We start from the raw sequence: 17,772 nt of genomic DNA on the forward strand, positions 1-17,772 counted from the left end.
CCTGCTGATGCCGCCCTCTCGAGTTAAAGGCGATCAGCCGAAGATGTCGGCCGTGATACCCGCATACCAGCCAAGGCTTTCCTCGTAGGTCGCCTTGCGCAGGTCCGCATCCTCGCCGGTCTGGCTGATGAAGCTTTCCACGCTTGCGATCTTCTCGTCGGTCGGCTCATAGCTGGCGCCGACTTTGACACCGTCATCGGGGGCGATCAGCGACCAGCAGGTGTTCGAGTATTTCGCAGGGAACGCCTTGGAGCCGGTCAGCTCTGCACGGATCACCATGGCCGCGACCTTGGCTTGGCTGTTAGCCGAAAAACCGGATTTCGGCATGTCACCCTGCGCGCTTGCATCGCCCAGAACGAAGACCGCCTCGTCGATGCGCGAACGCATGTCGGCCGGGCTGACCGGGGCCCAGTCCCCGTCAGTGACGCCGGCTGCAGCTGCGATCGTTCCGGCTATCTGCGCGGGGATCACGTTGCAGACATCGACCTTCTCGGCCTCGCCGTCGATCACCACTTCCATCGTGCCGGGGCGGACCTCGAAATCGGTGCCGCCCATGTCGGGCCCGATCCGGGTGATCATGCCGGAATAGTGTTTCTGCCAGCCCTCCTCGAACAGGCCCTGTTTCGAGAACTTGTCCTTCGGATCGACGATCAGGATCTTGGCCGTCGGGTTCTTCTGGCTCAGAAGATGGGCCACCATCGAGATCCGCTCATAAGGGCCGGGCGGGCAGCGATAGGGATTGGGTGGCGCGATCATCGCAAAGACCCCGCCTTCGGGCATCGCCTCGATCTGCGCTTTCAGAAGCTCGGTCTGCGGGCCGGCCTTGTAGGCATGGGGCATGACTTCCGCGTCATCCAGCGTCCATCCCGGCACGGAACCGTCCTTGAAGTCGATCCCCGGCGCAATCACGAGCCGGTCATAGCCGAAGCTTTCCCCGCCCTCGGTGGCGACGGTGCGCGCGGCGCGGTCCACGCCGGCGGCCCGATCGCGCACGACAGTGATGCCGTAGTCGCCCGCCAGCTTGTCATAGCGGTGGGCGAGCGAGTCGAAATCACGAAACCCACCCAGATAGAGGTTGGAGAAGAAGCAGGTATAGTAAACCTCGGAGGGTTCGATCAGCACCACCTCGATCGCGCCATCGCTGTCCTTGGCGATATAGCGCGCGCAGGTAGCCCCACCGGCACCGCCCCCGATCACCACGACCCTGGGCTTGCCCTGCCCCAGCACCATCGGTGCCTGCAACACGGCCGCCCCCGCGGCTGCCCCCCCAAGGAATAACCGTCTGTTGATCTGCATCTCACTCCCTCCTCCCTGTTGGTTTCGCGCCGTTTACTCCTCCAACGACGCGAAATAAGCGGCCAGGGCCGCGATTTCCTCGTCCGACAGGCGCCCAGCCATCATCTGCATTACAGGATGGGGACGCAGTTTCTGTTTATAGGCATGCATGGCAATCACGAAGTCTTCTTCGGGCCATGGCGTGATCGACGGGATCCCCTGGTCCGAGCCATCACGCTGGTGGCAGGTCTGGCATTCCGATGCCAGATATTCGCCCCAGGCCGGGTCCCCCTCAAGCCCGAGAACCGAATCCGGCAGGTCCACTTCGCGCAGGCGCGCGGTCGGCGGGGCTTCCGGAATGTCCTGTGGCCTGTCGGAATAACGGCGCAGGAAGGCGATCAGGTCGGCCCGGTCCTGCGGATCCTTCAGGCCATCATAGGCCATCCGCGTCCCCGACACGAGCGCCTTGGGATTTTCAACATAAGCATCGAGCGTGCGCCAGTCCCATGTCAGACCGTCCGCACCCATGCGCGCCATGCTTTTCGAGTACGAGAATCCGTCGATATTGCCCGCCCGGCGGCCGAAAAGGCCGGTCAGCGGCGGGCCGACACGAATTCCGGCCCCCGGGCCGATTTCATGGCAGCCCGCACACTCGTCCCAGATCCCTGCACCGTGATCTGCATCACCAAACATCTCGGCGCGGGCTTCGGGCGCCTTGAAACTTTCCGCGCCGGCAGACAGGGCCGGCACGGTCAGTAGGGCGGCGAACAGGACCTGTCTGCGCCGCCCTCTCATGTCAGCCGCCGTTGGCAGCGATATAGGCGATCACGGCCGCGATATCATCGTCCTTCTTCAGCCCTGCAAAGGCCATCCTGTTCTTCGGAACAAAGCCCTTGGGGTCTTTCAGATAGGCCGAGATATTCTCGGGCGTCCAGACAAGGCCGCCCTCGCCAGCTTCAAGCATCTGATTGGAATACTTGAACCCGTCGACCGCGCCCGCATGCCGCCCGATCACGCCATTCAGCATCGGGCCGGTCGCGTTCTTGGCACCCTCGCCAACCTTGTGGCAGGCTTTGCACTTCTTGAACACGGCTTCGCCAGCGGCGATCACCTCGGCATCGTCAGATACACCGGCAGCAGCGGCCTCGACAGGGGTTGTCTCTTCCGTGGGGGCTTCCTCGGCGGCGGCCTCCTCGGTGGTCGGGGCCTCGGGCTCGGCCATGGTTTCCTCGGCTGCGGCCGCAGGTTCGACATCGTCCGCCGGATCGCCTGGCGTCACGTCAAGATTGGCCGCATGCATGGTGATCTCAACGCTGTCCTTGCAGTTCTCCATGCAGGGTTCCTGCGTGAACAGCGGCAGTTCCACTGTGTCACGGTCATCGACGATGAAGCCCTCGGCATTGGGCAGGACGACCTCGGTGAAGTTCTCGTTCGAGAGCACGAAGTCATCCTCGACCAGATCGTTCGAGTAAAGCAGGTAGGCCACGATCGCATAGACCTGGTCGGGCTCAAGCGACTGCGCGTTCCCGAACGGCATGGAGCGGTTCACATAGTCGAAGGCGGTCGACAGATGCGGCCAGTAGGAACCGATCGTCTTAAGCGGGTCGGCATGGTCAAGCGTGCCCATGCCGCCGGCCAGCTTGGGCCAGTTATCCACGCCCTCGGCAAATTCGCCATGGCAGGCCGCGCAGTTTTCCGAGAAGGTCATCTCGCCATCCTCGACCGAGCCCGAACCAACCGGAAGACCCGTTCCGTCGGGGCTGACGTCAAGATCCCAGGCGGCAATCTCTTCGGGCAAGGCAGGGCGGCCAAGGCCCATCTTCTCGGCGAAAGCCGGGGCCACGCCAAGCGCGGTCAGAACCGTGGTGCCGATCACCAGTTCACGAAATTTCGACATTCTCGGCCTCCCCGTTCGGCTTGACCCACCAGGTCTGGATGCAGTTGTTGTGATAGATCGAGTTCAGCCCGCGCACTTCGCGCAGTTGCGCCTTGGTAGGCTGGACATAGCCGGTCTCGTCGATCGCGCGCGATTGCAGCAGCATCTCGGAACCGTCCCAGTCGTGATCCAGATAGAACCGGGTCAGGGCCATGGGCTGGCCGGGCGCGGCAAGGCGCGCCTCTTTCCAGGTCTTGCCGCCATCGACGGTCACATGCACCGCCCTGATCGCACCGCGGCCGGACCAGGCAAGCCCGGTAATGACCAACGGTCCCGTTCCATGCTTGATAGGCGCCTGAGGCGAAGGCGAGGTGACGACGGATTTTGCATCCATCACCCAGGTCCATTTGCGGCTGGTGCCGTCGGCCAGCGTGTCGGTGTATTTTGACGTTTCCTCGCGGCTTTCCACGGCCTGATCGGTCACCTCGATCCGGCGCAGCCACTTCACCCACATGTTGCCTTCCCAGCCCGGGACGCACAGGCGCACGGGGTAGCCATGCTCTTTGCGCAGCGCCTCGCCATTGGCCTTGAAGGCGACAAGGCAATCGTCCAGCGCCTTTTCCAGCGGGATCGAGCGTCCATTCGACGAGGCGTCGGCCCCCTCGACATAGACCCATTTGCCCTCGGGCTTGACCCCGGCCTCTTCCAGCAACGTGCGCAGCGTGACCCCGGTATATTCCATGTTGTGGATCATGCCGTGGGTATATTGCGAACCGTTAAGCTGCGCGCCGGCCCATTCCATGCCGGTATTGGCCGCGCATTCCAGGAAATAGGTGCGCGTCACGCGCGGGAAACGTTCCAGATCCTCGTAGGTGAAGATCAGCGGGGTTTCGACGAGGCCGTTGATCATCAGCCGGTAGTCGGGCTTGCTCAGCTCGATCGCACCCGAGTGGTGGCGTTCGAATGCGCAGCCCTGCGGCGTGATCGTACCGTCGAGCGCATGGATCGGCGTGAAGTTGATCGAGCTGATTGTGTCGGCGGTCAGCCAGCTGACATTGCGGCGCACGACGTCGCTTTCGAAGTGGATAGGCAGGCCGTAGGGCGTAGCATCGACGCCATCACCCAACCCCTGCGCCCAAGGCTGCACTTCGGTGATCAGCGGGTCAGGCCCCTTGGCGCGGGCCATGCCGGCACCCGCCACAAGCGCACCCGCCGCCGCACCCGCGCGCAAAAAACCACGCCGGCCCATCGACGCGACCGGGGCGCTTTCGCGTTCCTTCTCGTCCATCGTATTCTCCTTCATTCTCGGTCCCTTGCGGGGATATCGGGCGCCGCCATCACAGACCGGTGACGGTGACGGAATCGTTGGGTTCAAGTTTGACGGTGCCGATCTTGCGGACGTGATCCTCGATCACATCCCAGATCTGCGGGCCCTCGGTGCCTTCGTTGACCGAGGCCCATCCGGCCACCACATAGCTGCGCGCCGGATCAATATCCGAGCCGTCCTTGAGAAGCGTCATGTTCGACACACGCTCGCCGATGGGTCTGGAGATGTCGATATGGTAGCCCATGCCGCCGATCCGCACCATGTCGCCGCCCTGCTGGTAATAGGGGTCGGTGTTGAAGATGTTGTCGGCCACGTCCTCAAGGATCGTGTGGATCGTCTCTCCGGTCATTTCGGTGCGGTAGCACGCGCCATAGGTCATCGAGGTGACGTTGTGGATGTCTTCGCGGGTGATGTTGTCGCCAGGCAGAAGCGTGGTGCCCCAACGCACGCCAGGGCTCATGGCGATCTCGGCGTCGCGCTCGGACAGGATCGCGTCGCAGATCAGGTCATCCCAGCTGCCGTTGAAGTTGCCGCGGCGATAAAGCAGGCTTTCGGTCTGCCCCACCACCTCTTCCAGCTCGGCCTTGAAGGGCGCACGCTCGGCGTCGATCAGCGCGGCCATCTCGGCATCGGGTTCGATCACGTCCGAGAAGATCGGGATCAGCTTGTGGCGGAAGCCCATCATCCGGCCATCACGCACGTCAAGATCCACGCGGCTGACGAATTTGCCGTTCGACCCCGAGGCGATCAGGATCGTCTCACCCACCAGAACGGGTTCGGGAACCGCGTCATGGGTATGGCCCGTCAGGATCACGTCGATCCCCTTCACGCGGCTGACCATCTTGCGATCCACGTCGAAGCCGTTATGCGACAGGCACACGACCAGATCGACGCCCTCGGCGCGGACCTCGTCCACCACTTCCTGCATGCGTTCCTCGCGGATGCCGAAGGAGTAGTCGGGGAACATCCATTTCGGGTTCGCGATCGGCATATAGGGGAAGGCCTGGCCGATCACCGCAACGCGCACGCCGCCGGTCTCGAAGATCTTGTAGGGTTCGAAGGCGGGCTCGTCCCACTCGGCATCGAAGATGTTCGCGCCGAGGAAGGCGAAGGGCAGCGCCTCGACGATCTCGTTCACGCGTTCCTGGCCGAAGGTCCATTCCCAATGCGAGGTCATCGCATCGACGCCCAGCTTGTTCATGATGTTGACCATGTCCTGACCGTTCGTCTTGAACGACGTCATCGAGCCATGCCAGGTATCTCCGCCGTCCAGAAGCAGCGCATCGGGGCGTTCGGCCTTGATGGATTTAACCACGGTAGCCACCCGATCCATGCCGCCCATCCGCCCGTAGGATTTCGCCAGATCGGTGAAGTTTTCGTAGGTCAGCGCATAGGCATCGGGGCTTGCAGGGGCGATGTTGAACATCTTGAGGAAATCGCCGCCGACCACATGGGGCGGCACGCCCTTCGCCTCGCCCACGCCGATATTCACCTCGGGCTCACGGAAATAGATCGGCTTTGCCTGGGCGTGGATGTCGGTGATGTGGATCAGCGTCACGTTACCGAAGGCGTCGAACTGAAGCAGCTGATCCTGCGTCAGCGCCTGCTGCGCCATGACCCGCGACCAACGTGACAGCCCCGACGTCCCGAGGATCGTCGACGCCGCAAGGCTTGCCTGTAGAAATTCCCGCCGCGAAATCATCCGCCTTTTCTCCTTCCTGGGGCGCCTGCCCTGCCGGCGCCGGTCGTACCTGAAAATTTACAAACGAATACAGTCAGATATAAAATTTTGAATGTGTGAGAGTTGAAAAATGCGGGGCACGGCCAGCCATGCCCCGCATTCCTGAATCAGGGACGAACGCCCGCACCTTCGATGTCCAGCCCAAGGCCACGCGAAGCCACATAAAGCTCCAGTTCGCGGAATTCCTGGCTACCGGCGCCGAAGGTTTCGGCGCGGGTGTCGCGCACGCAACCCACAAAACGCTGATGGATCGACACGACGCCCGCATCCTTCAGGCGATAGACCGGGAAGCCGTTGACCTGGCCTTGGCTAAGGTGGTCCGCACGGATGTAGTTGCCGAAATTGTCCTCATGGCAATTCGCGCAGGACATCTCGAGCTGACCGAAGCGGGTGTAATACATCTGCTTGCCGCGCTCCCAGAACTCGGCCGCGGGGCCGTCGATCTCAACCGCGACAGGCATGCCGCGCGACTGGAGCGAAATCGCCAGGGTCATGTTCTTCATGTCCTGGCTGTTCCACTTCCAGGCCTCGGCGCCCATGCGATTGGTGCGGCAATCGTTGACGAAATCTTCCATCGACCACAGATTGCCGGCCGCATTCACCTTGGGCAGCGTGGCGCGCAGGCCCTTCATGCTTTCGGTGATGTCGCCGTGGCAGTCGGCGCAGGACTTGTTCTCGGTTCCCTCGGCGGTATCCCAGGTTTCCAGACCCTGCTCGACGAACACGAAGTTCGGGTTGTCGAAATCATCGCGCTGCATCTTGCGCGTCTCGTCCTCGCGGAAGAGCCAGCCCGAATAGATCTCGGACAGATGGCCGTCCAGATGGGCGGCCGCCGGAGCCTTGGTGGTGATGGTCATTTCCTCGTTCACGACCAGCTCGTCTTCGGCCGGATTGGCCATCGCGGGGCCGCAGGCAAGCGCCAGCGCGGCGGCGGCGAACATCGTGGTGCGGCTGTAACGCAGCGTCATTCCTATGATCCTCCCTGGGTGTCTGCCGCGCGCGTTACGCCGCGCGCGGAGCTTTCCTAGCCCCCGCACTCCCTGACGCGCGGGGATGTTCGCCGCTCAGGCAACCTCGATCGACTTGGCGTCTTCGTAGACCGAGCCATCGTCGTCATACCAGGTGAACTTGAACTCACCCGATGCGTCGACCTTGGCGTCGAACTCGAAATAGGGGTTGGTCGAGACCGCCGGTTCGATGGTGACATCGACGACGCTGGCGCCGTTGAACTCACAGGTGAAGCGGTTGATGATCGAACGCGGGATCAGGTTGCCTTCCTTGTCCTTGCGTTGCCCCGATTCCATCGGGTGCGAGATCAGGGTCTTGATCGTGACCACTTCGCCGGCCGAGGCCTTCGAGGGCACTTTCACGCGCGGTTTGACGTTATCTGCCATTTTCGTTCTCCTCGAAACTCTGGGATCAGCCGCCGCAGCCGCCGATGGTGACCTTCACCGTCGACGAGGCCTGCACGAAGCTGCCATCGGCCATCTTCGCCACGGCGACGACATCCTGGGTCTGCGACAGGCGGATCCGGGTCGAGGCCATTTGCGAGCCCGCGGCCGGACCGAAGTTGAAGGTCGCAACGCCCGGGGTCGGGTTGCCGCTTGCATAAAGCGCGATCGCAACCGCGCCGGGGGCATCAACGGTGACCGGAACGGTGTTGCCGTTTTCTGCGATCTCGGGCGCGGTCAGGGTCAGCCCACCGGTGCCGACGGCCGCGCCGCCGGTGAATGCGGCAATCGCCTCTTCAGCACCCGCCGCCATTGCGCGCAGGGGCAGCATCGAGGCAGCCACGCCGCCGATGGCAAGCCCGAGCGCTTTGCGTCTGGAAAGTTGCATCGTCATCTCCTCTCGATATACGTCGAACCGATCACTCTTTGAGTGTCAGCAGATAAGCGACCACATCCTCGACCTGCTGGGCGGTCAGGATGGGCGGAAGATCGGCAGGCGCAGCCTTGCCGGTATAGGCGTCCCCCGGCCGGATAAAGGGCCCGGTCTTGTACATGCCGGGCATGAACGTGCCCTCGAACGTGTGCTTGGCATCTACCACGAGCCCGCGCAGCTGCGCCTCGGTCCAGCGGTCGGCGGCACCATCAAGCGCCGGGCCGATATTGCCCTGGAACGGTACGTCGGGCATGGCCGAGATCTCGTGGCAGGCCACGCAGTTGCCAAGGGCGTTCGTCGTCATGATCTTGGCGCCCGAAGCGGGATCGCCCGCAGTGCCGGTCAGCGATTCCGCGATCGCACCGTCTTCAGCCCAGGTGACATCGGTGGGCGCAACTTCGGCAAAAGCGGCACCGGCGGTAAGTGTGGCAACGGCAGCAGCCATCACGACGTAACGTGTCATAGAAGACCTCCCTCTTCTTCTTTCGAATCCCATGTAACCGAGTGCGGCGTTTGGACGCAATACTATAATTCAAATATCTGCATGTGTAATCGACACAAACAGATCTGAACGATTATTGCGTCGCCATCTGGCTAGCGAGAAATTTTTGGAAATTTTCTCCACTTTCATAGCCATGATCTTTCACCCAGGTCAACAGCGCCTTTGTTGTCCCCTTCCCGAACGCGCCCGGCATGGTGGCCACGGCGGCACGCGCGGCGGTTGCATCTTCGGGCACTTCTTCGGGCAGGAACATCATCGTGGGGGTGAACATGACGCCCCATTTCATGGCCATGTCTTTCTCGGGCATGGCCCCGCCGTCGAAATCGGTCACCTCGACATCGCCGAACAGATTCAACTGCACGACGAAATAGTTATCCTCGATCAGCTGCGTGATCTCGGGGTCGGGAAAGACCTCTTCGTGCATCTTGGTGCAATAGATGCAGCCGCGCTGTTCGAAGATCACCAGAAGGCGCTTGCCCTCAGCATTTGCCTCTTGCAGGTCTTCGCGCAGATCCTTGAACGTATCGCGCATCCAAGGCGTCTTGTGCAGCCCGTCATCGCCAAGCTCGGCCGCGCCCAGGGGTAGGGCCAGGGCAAGAACGGTCAGGGCGGCGGTCAGGATGTGTCGCATTCTTCTCTCCTCCGTCTTCGCTCAGCCCAGCGAGGTGATGCCGGGCATCCAGCGGATCATGAAATCGGCAATATAGCTTAGCGTGTCGGTAGCGATCAGGACCGCGAACAGGATCAGCATGACCCCCATGACCTTTTCCACATACATCAGCTTACCCCGATGGCGGTTCATGAAGGCGAGGAAGGGGCGCGCGAAAAAGGCCGCGACGATGAAGGGCGCGGTCATGCCGATGCCGTAGAAGAACAGCAACAGCGCCCCGCGCGACAGATCCCCCATCCCCGAGGCAACCATCAGGATCGCCGCCAGCGCGGGGCCTACACAGGGCGTCCAGCCGAAGCCGAAGGCAAGGCCCATGACATAGGCCCCGATCACGTTCGAGGGATCGGCCTTGGATTCAAGCCGGGCCTCGCGGTAAAGGAACGGAATGCGGAGGACACCCAGGAAATGCAACCCGAACACGAACAGGATCGCGGCCGCAACATAGGACAAGGGTTGCATCCATTGCCGGAACGCCTGGCCCAGTGCGGTGGCGCCCATTCCCATCAGCATGAATATCGTTGTCACACCAAGAGCAAAAGCGATGGCCGAAAAGACCAGCCTTCGCTGCGCCCCCGGCGCGATCTGGCCGTTGCCACGCAGCTCGGCCATCGAAATTCCGCCCATGTAGGACAGGTAGAACGGCACCATCGGCAGGATGCAGGGCGTCAGGAACGACAGGATGCCCGCAAGAAGCGCGCCCCCGTAGGTCGGGTCCATTATCATGCTTTCTCCCTTGCGGATCGATTCCTTGATCCGCACACCAAAACACATTACGATTTTTATATGTAAAGGAAGGTGCGTCAATCATGCGTCTTGCACTTTCGGCCATTTTCATTCTCGCGATGCAGTTTCTGGCTGGTCCGGCCGGGGCCGAGGCGTTTCGCCTGCTCATGGTGGAGCAGCCCGGATGCGCCTATTGCGAGCGTTGGAAGGCCGAGATCGGCCCGATCTATCCGAAGACACCCGAGGGTACGGCCGCACCGTTGGAGCATGTGCAACTGCGCGGGGACTGGCCCGAAGGCATCACCATCGGAAGCCGGCCGGTCTTCACCCCCACCTTCCTTTTGCTGAAGGATAACGTCGAAGTCGGACGGATCGAGGGCTATCCGGGTGAAGATTTCTTCTGGGGCTTGCTTGGCATGGCCCTGAAAGATGCCGGTGCGCTGCTTCCCCCGACCTGAACGGGGCCGCGCTTGAGGCTCGATTCCGGCGAATTCGCGTGGTAAGGCAGCCAAGCGCGCCTATCGAACGGGCGCCCGATGCAAGGGAAGGACGCGGTGCAGCAGATGGCACCTGACGGACAGGACAAGGCAACCGACCCGACGCCCGTGGCGACGGACCGTTGTCTGCGTCTTCAGGCGGACGAACTTATGGTTCGTGCACAAGAGGCATCGAACCTGCTTAAGGCCCTCGCGCATGAGGGGCGGCTGATGATCATGTGTCACCTGGCCTCGGGCGAGAAATCGGTGACCGAGCTGGAGATCCTGCTGGAATCGCGGCAGGCGGCGGTCAGCCAACAACTGGCGCGGCTTCGTCTGGAAAACATCGTGACCTGTCGACGCGAAGGCAAGGCAATCTATTATTCGTTGCGCGACCCCAAGGCCGCCCGGATCGTCGAGCTGGTCTACGACATGTTCTGCGGCGGCGACTGATCGGCACGAGGCGGCCGGTTTCCGGCCACGGGGAGGAGAGGGACGGATGGACAGCATCCCGATGGAGGCACTTTCGGCGCTTGTCGGCCTTGGCGGCGGGCTTGTGCTGGGGTTGGCCGCGCGGCTGGGGGATTTCTGCACGCTCGGCGCGCTGGAAAGCGCGGCCTACGGCGCCGACCAGCGGCGGCTGCGGCTTTGGGGCGTGGTTCTGGGTGTGGCCATCGCCGGCGCCTTCCTGGCCGAGATGCTGGGCTTTGCCGATCTGGGGGCCACCTTCTATCTGACGCTGGAATGGAATCCGCTGGCCTCGATCTTCGGCGGGCTGCTGTTCGGCTACGGCATGGCGATGGCGGGGAATTGCGGCTTCGGGGCGCTGGTGCGTTTTGGCGGCGGAGATCTGCGCAGCCTTGTGGTCGTGGTGGTGATGGGCATCTTCGCCTTCGTCACGCTGTCGGGCCCCCTTGGCCCGCTGCGCACGCTTCTCTTCGAACAGATCGAGACGCCCGAACCGCAAGGCATCGCGCATTGGCTGGCCGCGCAGACGGGCCTTGCGCCGATCACCTTCGCCCTGCCCGTCGCCGCCGCGCTGATGGTGTGGGCGCTGGTCCATGCCCCGCTTCGGCGCGATCCGCGCCGTATCCTGTGGGGCGTGGCGGCGGGGCTGGCCATCGTGTTCTGCCTTGTCGGCACGACGGCGGTCTACCGCGAATCCCTTGGTGCCGTCGGGGTCGAGGCACCGTCCTTCACCGCCCCGCTTGGCCGCACGATCCTGTATTTCATGACCTCGACCGCAGGCGGCATCACCTTCTCGGTCGGGCTGGTAGCGGGGGTTTTGGCGGGGGCGTTCTCGGGTTCGCTGCTGCGCGGGATGTTCCGCTGGGAAGCCTGCGAAGACCCGCGCGAACTTGGCCGCCAGGTCTCGGGCGCGGCGATGATGGGGATCGGTGGCACCGTGGCGATCGGTTGCTCGATCGGCCAGGGCGTGTCGGCCATGTCGGTTCTGGCCTTCTCGGCGCCCGTCACGCTTGGCGCCATCGTCGTAGGGGGGCTTGTCGGGCTGCGCCACCTGATCGGCGGCTTCCAGCCCGAATGATCCCTGCCCCGCACCGCGGGACGGAACAGGCCGCGCAACCGGAGTTGCGCGGTCCTCGTAGTCCCATGGCCCCGGCTCAGGTGCGGAACACGCGATAGATCGCGGGGATCACCAGCACCGTCAGCAGGGTCGAACTGAGCAGCCCGAACAGAAGCGAGATCGCCAGCCCCTGAAAGATCGGGTCGGCCAGGATCACCACTGCGCCGATCATCGCCGCGATCGCGGTCAGCAGGATCGGCTTGAAGCGGATCGCCCCCGCCTCGATCAGGATGTCGAGCTTGGTCTTTCCCGTGCTGTCGGCATGGCGAATGAAATCCACCAGCAGGATCGAGTTGCGCACGATGATCCCGGCAAGCGCTATGAATCCGATCATCGAGGTGGCCGAGAATGGCGCGGCGAAAAGCCAGTGCCCCAGCATGATCCCCAGGAAAGTCAGTGGAATCGGCGTCAGGATCACCAGCGGCAGCTTGAAGCTGCCGAACTGCGCGACCACAAGGATGTAGATGCCCAGAAGCGCCACCGCAAAGGCCGCGCCCATATCGCGGAAGGTCACCCAGGTCACCTCCCACTCGCCATCCCAAAGCAGGGTGACGTGGCTTTCGTCCTCGGGCTGGCCGTGCAGGCGGATCACGGGCTTTTCGCCTTTGGGCCAGTCCATCGCCTCCAGCGCATCCGACACGGCGATCATGCCGTAAAGCGGCGCCTCGAAACTGCCGGCCAGTTCGGCCTGCACCATTTCGGCCGCGCGGCCATTATGACGGAAGATCGCGTAAGAGGCACGCTCTTCATCGACCGAGACGACATCGCCCAGTTCGACCACCCCACGCGCACCGGGAAGCAGGTTCTGCGGGATCGGGGTGGACAGGGTCGCCTCGTCCATCACGCGCGCACCCAGCGGGCGCTCCATGACGATGGGCAGCGGCGCACGGCCGCCGCCGCGATGCGAATAACCCACCGTGGTCGCGCCGTTCAGCAGCGCAAGCGTGTCGAAGACATCGCTTTCCTGCACCTCGAAGAACTCGATATCGTCGGCATTCACCGTGGCGCGCAACCGCCGCGCCTGCGTGCCGAAGCTGTCGTCCACATCCACGATGAAGGGCACGCTTTCAAAGGCCTTGCGGATCTGCGTGGCCGCACGGCGGCGCGTTTCGGCATCGGGGCCATAGACCTCGGCCAATAGCGTTGCGATCACCGGCGGCCCCGGAGGCGGCTCCACCGTCTTGAGGCTGGTGCCTTCGGGCACCGGTAGCGCCAGCACGCGCGCGCGCACATCCAGCGCGATTTCATGGCTGGAACGGTCGCGCGCCTCTTTCGAGGTCAGGTTGATCTGCACATCGCCCTGATGCGGCTCTGCCCGCAGGTAATAGTGCCGCACGAGCCCGTTGAAATTGAACGGTGCCGCCGCCCCGGCATGGGTTTGCACGCTGACCACCTCGGGCAGTTCGGTGACGGCCCCGGCCACCAGCTGGGCCACGGCATCGGTATCCTCCACGCTGGCCCCTTCGGGCAGGTCCAGCACCACCGACAGTTCGGACTTGTTGTCGAAAGGCAAAAGCTTGACCGTCACGTCCTTGGTGTAAAGCAGGCCGAGCGAGCCGAAGGACAGGACAATCGTGGCGATCAGGAAGGCCCAGGCCGATCCCTTGCTGGCCAGCACCCGGCGCGCGACCCGCTCATAGATCGCGCCCAGCCTGCCGCCGTGATGGCCCGCGTCGTGATGCAGCGGCGCGTTGCCCGCGATCTTCACCATCAGCCAGGGCGTGATGATCACCGCGACGAAGAACGAAAAGATCATCGCGGCCGAGGCATTGGCCGGAATCGGCGACATGTAGGGCCCCATCAGCCCCGAGACGAACAGCATCGGCAACAGCGCCGCCACCACGGTCAGCGTGGCCACGATGGTGGGGTTGCCCACCTCGGCCACGGCGGCAATCGCCTTCTGCATCCGGGTTCCGGGGGTTTTCAGCCCCCAGTGACGGGCGATGTTCTCGATCACCACGATGGCATCGTCGACCAGAATCCCGATCGAGAAGATCAGCGCGAACAGGCTGACCCGGTTCAGCGTGTAGCCCATGACCCAAGCCGCAAACAGCGTCAGAAGGATCGTGACCGGAATGACGATGGCCACCACGATCGACTCACGCCAGCCGATGGCAAACAGCACCAGCGCGATGATCGACACCGTGGCAAGGCCAAGGTGGAACAGCAACTCGTTGGCCTTCTCGTTCGCGGTCTCGCCATAATCGCGCGTGACCTGAACCTCGATGCCTTCGGGGATCAGATGGCCCTTCAGCTCTTCGACGCGGTGCAGGATCTGTTCGGCCACGACAACGGCGTTCGCGCCGGCCCGCTTGGCCACCGCAAGCGTCACCGCAGGCGCCCGCACCAACCCCTCGGGGCCGCGCGTCACATTGGCCACGATGTGATCTGTGGTGTCGGGCACATAGCTGACATCGGCCACATCGGCCACATAGACGGGCCGGCCGTCGCGCGCCGTCATCAAAAGCCCCGCCACCTCGGAAGGCGCGGTCAGCGTCTGCCCTGCCACAAGGCCGATCTGCTCGCCCCCGTCGCGCAGCTTGCCGGTCGAGAAGGTCCGGTTCGCCTGCTGCACCTTGTAGGCAAGCTGCTGAAGCGTGATGCCGTAAAGCGCAAGCTTTTCGGGGTTCGGCGCGATGCGGATCGCCTCGGTCGCATCGCCCACGATATAGGTCAGGCCGACATCCTCGATCTTGGTGACCTCGGCCTGCAATTCGCGGGCGATGCGGGTCAGTTCGTTGGCCGCGACACCCGCGCCCGACAGGGTCAGCGATACGATGGCCACATCGTCGATGCCGCGCCCCACGATCATCGGCTCGGCGATGCCCACGGGCATGCGGTCGAAATTGGCGCGCACCTTCTCATGCACGCGCAGGATCGCCGCGTCGGACGAGGTGCCCACCACGAAACGCGCCATCACCAGCGCGTAATCGTCGAAGGTCTGGGAATAGACGTGCTCGACCTCGTTGATGCCCTTGACGATGGTCTCCATCGGCTCGGTCACCAGCTTCACCGCATCCTCGGCCTTCAGGCCCGGCGCCTGGATATGGATGTCGACCATCGGCACCGAAATCTGCGGCTCTTCCTCACGCGGGAGGCTGACGAGCGCCACAAGCCCGACGGCAAGCGCCGCGAGGATCATCAGCGGCGTCAGGGCCGAGGCGATGAACCCGCGCGTCAGCCGCCCGGCGATACCAAGGTTTTCCTGTGCCATTTCATCGCCCTGCTGGTCACTGCTCATGTGAGACCACCGTTTCGCCGCCATGCAGGCCGGTCACGATCTCGACCATCTCGACGCCGTCGACCATGCTGCGCGCGCCCGGAACCACGGCCCGCTCCATCCGCGTTCCATCCCGCTCGATCCACAGGAAATCGAGGCCCGAACGGGTCTGCAACAGGGCGGCGGGCACCAGGATCGCCGCGCGCCGGCCAAGCGGCAGACGCACCAGCACGCGCGCATCGACAAAGGCATCGTCCAGCCCCGACACCTCGACATCGGCCACGACACGCCCGTTCTCGATCTGCGGATAGACCTTGGCAAGCGTGCCCTTCGCGGCGCCGCCCTCGGTCTCGATCGCGATCTCGTCCCCTTCGCGCATCTGGCCCGCATGGCGTTCGGGCACGGCAAGGCGCAGGAACACGCCGCCACCGCCGATCGTTGCGACCACCTCGCCCGGCATCACGACGGCCCCCACCGCAACCGGCACATCCAGAACCCGCCCCGAGATCGGCGCCAGAACCCTGCCCTCGGCCGCCTGCTGCTCGATCACCTGCCGCTGCGCGCGCTGCGCCTCGATCTGGCCCTTGACCACATCGACCTGCGTGCGCAGCGCATCCAGCCGCTGCGCGGTCGTCACGCCGCGCGACAACAGCTCTTCGCCCCGCTTCAGCTCGGCCTCGGCATTCTCCAGCTGCGCACCAAGCGCCTGAAGCTGCGCGTCGATCGCGCCGATCTGGAAATCGAGCTTCTCGTCCACGATCCGCCCAAGCACCTGCCCGGCCTGAACGTGATCGCCCTCGACCACCTCCAGCCCGACCAGCGTGCCCCCCAGCCGCGCGCGCGCGGGGATCGTATCCTTCGCCTCGACCCGGCCATAGACGGCCTTCCAGTCCGTCACCTCCACCGGGGTCACCAGCAGGCTTCCCTCGGCCCGCGCCATCATCGGCAGGCAAAGCGCGCAAAGCGCAAGCGGCAGAAACACGGATCTCATCGGTTTGTCCCTCCGTCCGGGTGGCCGGTCCGCTGCGGACCATATAACATTCCGGTTTTTGAATATGAGACTGTTACACCACAAATCAACCCCTTCGCAAGGATGGATGCAATGATCTCGATCATCCCTCTTCTTGCGGGCCTTTCACGCCACACACCAATGCGCTAAACGCTGAGCGCAGGAACAAGAGGTGACACCATGCACGACATCCGCGCCATCCGCGAAAACCCCGCCGCCTTCGACGCCGCCCTCGGCCGCCGGGGTCTTGCACCGATGTCGTCCGGGATCCTTGCCCTCGACGAAGCCCGCCGCGCAGCGATCCTTGCAGCGGAAACCGCCCAGGCCGCGCAGAACGCCGCCTCGAAAGAGGTCGGCGCGGCCAAGGCGCGAGGCGATGACGCCGAGTTCGAACGCCTGCGCGCCCTCGTGGCCGAAAAGAAGACCGAGGTCGCCGCGATGACCGCCGAAGCCGGCGCGAAAGACGCGGAACTGCGCGACATCCTGCTGCGCATCCCGAACCTGCCGCTCGACGAAGTGCCCGAGGGTGCGGACGAGGGCGACAATGTCGAAATCCGCCGCCACGGCACGCCCCGCACCCTTGGCTTCGACGCGCTCGAACATTTCCAGCTGCCCGCGGTGCAGGGCGGGATGGATTTCGAAACCGCCGCGAAACTGTCGGGCGCGCGCTTCGTGCTGATGTCCGGGGGGGTCGCACGGCTGCACCGGGCGCTTGCGCAATTCATGCTCGACCTGCACACCGGCGAACACGACCTGATCGAAACCATCACCCCCGTCCTTGTGCGGGACGAGGCGATGATCGGCACCGGCAACCTGCCCAAATTCGCCGAAGACAGCTACCAGACGACCAATGGCTGGTGGCTGATCCCGACGGCCGAGGTGACGCTGACCAATATCGTCGCGGGCTGCATCGTCGAGGACAGCTACCTGCCCCGGCGCTATTGCGCGCATACCCAGTGCTTCCGCTCCGAGGCGGGCTCGGCCGGCAAGGACACCACCGGCATGCTGCGCCAGCACCAGTTCGAGAAGGTCGAGATGGTGACGATCTGCCGCCCGGAAGAGGCCCTTACCGAACACGAACGCATGACGCGCTGCGCCGAAACCGTGCTCGAACGGCTGGAACTGCCCTACCGGCGCATCGTCCTTTGCACGGGCGACATGGGCTTCGGATCGCAGAAGACCCATGACCTCGAAGTCTGGCTGCCGGGCCAGAACACCTACCGCGAGATCTCGTCGGTCTCGACCTGCGGCACCTTCCAGGCGCGGCGCATGAACGCCCGCTACAAACCCGCCACGGGCGGCAAGCCGGAATTCGTCGCCACGCTGAACGGCTCGGGCCTGGCGGTGGGGCGCTGCCTGATTGCGGTGCTGGAAAACGGCCAGGAGGCCGATGGCTCGGTCACGCTGCCCGCGGCCCTGCACCCCTATCTGGGCGGCAAGACGCGGCTGGTGGAGAACCGGCTGGTCTGACGAAATCCGGCGCG

General features: G+C 63.9%; 17 protein-coding genes. 4 read left to right on the forward strand and 13 right to left on the reverse strand.

What is annotated here, in order from left to right:
• Nucleotides 1–33 precede the first annotated feature (33 nt).
• From AC4PTO_RS11275 to AC4PTO_RS11325, 11 genes are all read right to left on the reverse strand, one after another.
• On the reverse strand, nt 34–1,296 hold the full coding sequence (locus AC4PTO_RS11275; RefSeq protein WP_492728510.1) for an FCSD flavin-binding domain-containing protein: 1,263 nt from the start codon (nt 1,294–1,296) through the stop codon (nt 34–36).
• A gap of 33 nt (nt 1,297–1,329) precedes the next feature.
• Nucleotides 1,330–2,070 carry a c-type cytochrome gene (locus AC4PTO_RS11280; RefSeq protein WP_492728511.1) on the reverse strand — a complete coding sequence of 247 codons (741 nt, stop codon included), beginning with the start codon at nt 2,068–2,070 and terminating at the stop codon, nt 1,330–1,332.
• 1 nt (nt 2,071) lies between these two features.
• A complete protein-coding gene (locus tag AC4PTO_RS11285) occupies nt 2,072–3,172 on the reverse strand; it encodes a c-type cytochrome (RefSeq protein WP_492728514.1) in 1,101 nt (366 codons plus the stop codon).
• Nucleotides 3,156–4,439 carry a sulfite dehydrogenase gene (gene soxC, locus AC4PTO_RS11290; protein ID WP_492728518.1) on the reverse strand — a complete coding sequence of 428 codons (1,284 nt, stop codon included), beginning with the start codon at nt 4,437–4,439 and terminating at the stop codon, nt 3,156–3,158. The genes AC4PTO_RS11285 and soxC overlap by 17 nt, the downstream gene beginning before the upstream one ends.
• Before the next feature lie 49 nt (nt 4,440–4,488).
• Entirely contained in the window at nt 4,489–6,180 is a 1,692-nt protein-coding gene (gene soxB / locus AC4PTO_RS11295) for a thiosulfohydrolase SoxB (RefSeq protein WP_492728520.1), read from the reverse strand.
• 146 nt (nt 6,181–6,326) lie between these two features.
• A complete protein-coding gene (gene soxA, locus AC4PTO_RS11300; RefSeq protein ID WP_492728523.1) occupies nt 6,327–7,187 on the reverse strand; it encodes a sulfur oxidation c-type cytochrome SoxA in 861 nt (286 codons plus the stop codon).
• A gap of 96 nt (nt 7,188–7,283) precedes the next feature.
• Entirely contained in the window at nt 7,284–7,613 is a 330-nt protein-coding gene (gene soxZ / locus AC4PTO_RS11305; RefSeq protein ID WP_492728525.1) for a thiosulfate oxidation carrier complex protein SoxZ, read from the reverse strand.
• A 25-nt stretch (nt 7,614–7,638) separates the two neighbouring features.
• Nucleotides 7,639–8,058 carry a thiosulfate oxidation carrier protein SoxY gene (gene soxY, locus AC4PTO_RS11310; RefSeq protein ID WP_492728527.1) on the reverse strand — a complete coding sequence of 140 codons (420 nt, stop codon included), beginning with the start codon at nt 8,056–8,058 and terminating at the stop codon, nt 7,639–7,641.
• 31 nt (nt 8,059–8,089) lie between these two features.
• Nucleotides 8,090–8,566 (reverse strand): sulfur oxidation c-type cytochrome SoxX, encoded by a 477-nt coding sequence (gene soxX, locus AC4PTO_RS11315; RefSeq protein ID WP_492728529.1) that lies wholly within the window; start codon nt 8,564–8,566, stop codon nt 8,090–8,092.
• A gap of 112 nt (nt 8,567–8,678) precedes the next feature.
• On the reverse strand, nt 8,679–9,236 hold the full coding sequence (locus AC4PTO_RS11320) for a thioredoxin family protein (protein WP_492728531.1): 558 nt from the start codon (nt 9,234–9,236) through the stop codon (nt 8,679–8,681).
• Nucleotides 9,237–9,257: 21 nt separating this feature from the next.
• The gene (locus AC4PTO_RS11325; RefSeq protein ID WP_492733605.1) at nt 9,258–9,995 is read right to left on the reverse strand and encodes a cytochrome c biogenesis CcdA family protein; all 738 of its coding nucleotides are present in this window, start codon (nt 9,993–9,995) and stop codon (nt 9,258–9,260) included.
• Between the two features lie 86 nt (nt 9,996–10,081).
• On the opposite strand from AC4PTO_RS11325, the gene AC4PTO_RS11330 reads away from it, so the two are divergent.
• From AC4PTO_RS11330 to AC4PTO_RS11340, 3 genes are all read left to right on the forward strand, one after another.
• Nucleotides 10,082–10,456: a hypothetical protein gene (locus AC4PTO_RS11330; protein ID WP_492728533.1), complete on the forward strand. Its 375-nt coding sequence runs from the start codon at nt 10,082–10,084 to the stop codon at nt 10,454–10,456.
• A gap of 78 nt (nt 10,457–10,534) precedes the next feature.
• The gene (locus AC4PTO_RS11335; RefSeq protein WP_492728535.1) at nt 10,535–10,927 is read left to right on the forward strand and encodes an ArsR/SmtB family transcription factor; all 393 of its coding nucleotides are present in this window, start codon (nt 10,535–10,537) and stop codon (nt 10,925–10,927) included.
• Nucleotides 10,928–10,973: 46 nt separating this feature from the next.
• The gene (locus AC4PTO_RS11340) at nt 10,974–12,020 is read left to right on the forward strand and encodes a YeeE/YedE family protein (protein WP_492728537.1); all 1,047 of its coding nucleotides are present in this window, start codon (nt 10,974–10,976) and stop codon (nt 12,018–12,020) included.
• A gap of 76 nt (nt 12,021–12,096) precedes the next feature.
• On the opposite strand, the gene AC4PTO_RS11345 is transcribed toward AC4PTO_RS11340, so the two are convergent.
• Together AC4PTO_RS11345 and AC4PTO_RS11350 are read right to left on the reverse strand one after the other, a co-directional pair.
• Nucleotides 12,097–15,300, reverse strand: coding sequence for an efflux RND transporter permease subunit (locus tag AC4PTO_RS11345; protein WP_492728539.1), 3,204 nt, complete (start codon nt 15,298–15,300; stop codon nt 12,097–12,099).
• Nucleotides 15,290–16,270, reverse strand: a complete 981-nt coding sequence (locus AC4PTO_RS11350; RefSeq protein WP_492728541.1) for an efflux RND transporter periplasmic adaptor subunit — start codon at nt 16,268–16,270, stop codon at nt 15,290–15,292. The genes AC4PTO_RS11345 and AC4PTO_RS11350 overlap by 11 nt, the downstream gene beginning before the upstream one ends.
• Nucleotides 16,271–16,468: 198 nt before the next feature.
• On the opposite strand from AC4PTO_RS11350, the gene serS reads away from it, so the two are divergent.
• A complete protein-coding gene (serS, locus tag AC4PTO_RS11355) occupies nt 16,469–17,758 on the forward strand; it encodes a serine--tRNA ligase (protein ID WP_492728543.1) in 1,290 nt (429 codons plus the stop codon).
• The last annotated feature ends 14 nt before the right edge of the window (nt 17,759–17,772 follow it).

It is taken from the genome of Rhodobacter maritimus, from assembly GCF_058747975.1.